The organism is Billgrantia sp. Q4P2 (assembly GCF_052806135.1).
In genome coordinates, this window is record NZ_JBRBAI010000029.1 from 1 (window position 1) to 2,262 (window position 2,262).

Genomic DNA, 2,262 nt, shown 5'->3' on the forward strand with positions numbered 1-2,262 from the left:
TGGCTGGCACGCTGCCCGGCGAAGCGGAGGATATCGCTCCCTGAGCCGAAGCTGAGGTTGAGGTTGCCTGTGCCACCGTTGGGGGTGGCACCGGCCGTCAAGGCGGCGGTGCCGGCGCTGCGCAGGCTGTCTGAGGAGAAGGTGTCGCTGAAGGTGGCACCAAGCTCGCCGCGGTTGTTGATCAGGCTGACCGCGCCGGTGCCGGCCAATGAGCCGGCGCCGGCCCCAATGGCCGCGGCAGCCGCGCCGGCAACGACCCCTTCCAGGGCCGCCAGGGCGTAGTACTGGCCGGTGGCCGAGGCAACGATGGCCACCACCAGCGCCGCGCCTGCTCCAAGCCCGGATTGTTCGTAGTCCCAGCTGTCGTGGAAGGCCTTGACCCGGCGCCAGTCGACGTCGCCGCGCTCCTCCATCTCCTGCAACCAGGCGAGGTCGGGGTTGGCGGCGACCATGGCGTCGATGGTGCGGCTGACGCTGCGCCGGTCGATCTTCTCCACGTCGATGCGGAGGCCTTCGGCGGCCTGGATGATGAGGTCGCCCTGGGCCACCAGTTCGCTCTGGCGCAGCGTTTCGCGGGTGAAGCCTTCGCCGGAGGCGGATTGCCAGGCGAAGCTGCTCTTGCTGCGCTCGTGGGATTCGGTATGTACGTCGCTGGCGGTTTCGAAGCGGATGCTGCCGCCGCTTTGCAGTGCGATATCGCCGTCGGCTTCCAAGCGCGCGGCCCGATAGGTCTGGTCGAGCCCGCTGGCGATGAGCAGGTCGCCACCGCTGGTCACTTGGCTGCCGATGGCGCGGGTCTTGCTGACTTCGTCGCGCTGGGTGCGGCTGCCGCCGAATAGGCCGCCGCTGCGGCGCGACTCGGAGAGGGAGTAGTCGTGCTCCTGGGCGGTGAGGAGTGCGATGTCGCCACCGGCCAGCAGGGCGGCGCTCTCCAATTGCCAAAGCATCAAATATCCGAAGAAGAAGTGCCAACGGAGTGAAATCCCACTACCGGACCGTAGTCTTGATCCGTATTTGAGACGTAGACATGAAAATGGCGGTCGGAAAAACTGCCACACAGTGCCAAACGTAGGGTCTGAGCCATCAAATTAGCGACGTTCTCAAACGAGGCTTCAGTTATCTCATCATCGGTCGAAAACAAGTCATATACATGTTGATGGTTGATCATTTTTTCTACTGCAGAAATCTCACCAAGCTCCGCTTTCCAACTCGCATACCCTGAAAGGGTAAATCGATTTCGGAGGAACACCCCTCCCTCGTGCTCTACAAAGGCCGGCACCAGTAAACGCCCCACCACGGCGACTACATCTGGGTGAACATAATAATTTACGTAGTCAAGCCATGCATCTTGAGGAGGGGGCGAAACCGCTTCCCCCCACAACGTAACCGCTTCAGGCTGTGACCAATTTGACAGCGGATCTCTGATCTTCATGGAACCTCATCCGGGCTTACAGGTCTTGGGTTCGCTCTTGGGCTTTGAACTCGGACACTCCCATCAGGAAGCGTATTTCGCCCATATTCAAGAACATGCGGGGTCTGAACCCCATTATGGGCCGCACCGGTAACATCGACACGCTTCAAAATCTGGCCGTTAGCGTCGTAGGTCGCATAGCTCGTAATATTACCCTGGTTGTCAGCCCTGAAAACCGTACCATTAGGAGGACCACTCTCAAGTTTGAAGCGGCCACTCACCTGCGTCGCATTTTCCAACGGGCCGCCCTGAAGGTTTCCAACACGCCTAGGCGATGGGATCGCTTCCACACTTGGGACAATCGTCCCCTCTATGCCTGACCGGTTTGTGACAACATTTCTGGCCAGCCTCGGCAGGCTTGCCGCCAGCACGCCTGTGCCCATCAGCATCGTCTGATTTTCCAGAGCCACGCGTACTCTCAGCCTATCGGCTTCATCCAGCCGCCCTGCCTGCTCCAACGCAACGGCTTGGGCCAGCTGTTCGCGAATATTTCCGGCGATACTCTCGGGAATAGAGTACGGCAGGTTAGCAGCAAAGTCCTTTATCTCTTGGCCCATCTCTCGCAGTAGTGCTTGAGATTCTTCGTCACCCAGCAGCGCTTGCCCGACGAGTTGCCCCATTATGATGGGCGCGTTAGCAGAGTCTACCACCATCTCTGAGAGGGCTTCGGCGCCGATGTACTCCATGCGCTGCTGCTGGTGCTGACCATACTGGCTCGCCGTATGGAGGTACTCGGCAAAGACCGTGTCTCGGTCCTCTCGTCCCAGTGTCACGTCTTGCCAGCTATTCAT

3 protein-coding genes are annotated in these 2,262 nt (G+C 60.1%); all 3 read right to left on the reverse strand.

Annotated elements, in window-relative coordinates:
- A partial coding sequence (locus ACUY1T_RS21925; protein ID WP_446025687.1) for a DUF637 domain-containing protein occupies positions 1 to 947 on the reverse strand: 947 nt, incomplete at its 3' end.
- A complete protein-coding gene (locus tag ACUY1T_RS21930; protein WP_446025688.1) occupies positions 947 to 1,432 on the reverse strand; it encodes a hypothetical protein in 486 nt (161 codons plus the stop codon). The genes ACUY1T_RS21925 and ACUY1T_RS21930, both read right to left, overlap by 1 nt.
- A partial coding sequence (locus ACUY1T_RS21935) for a polymorphic toxin type 24 domain-containing protein (protein ID WP_446025689.1) occupies positions 1,429 to 2,262 on the reverse strand: 834 nt, incomplete at its 5' end. The genes ACUY1T_RS21930 and ACUY1T_RS21935, both read right to left, overlap by 4 nt.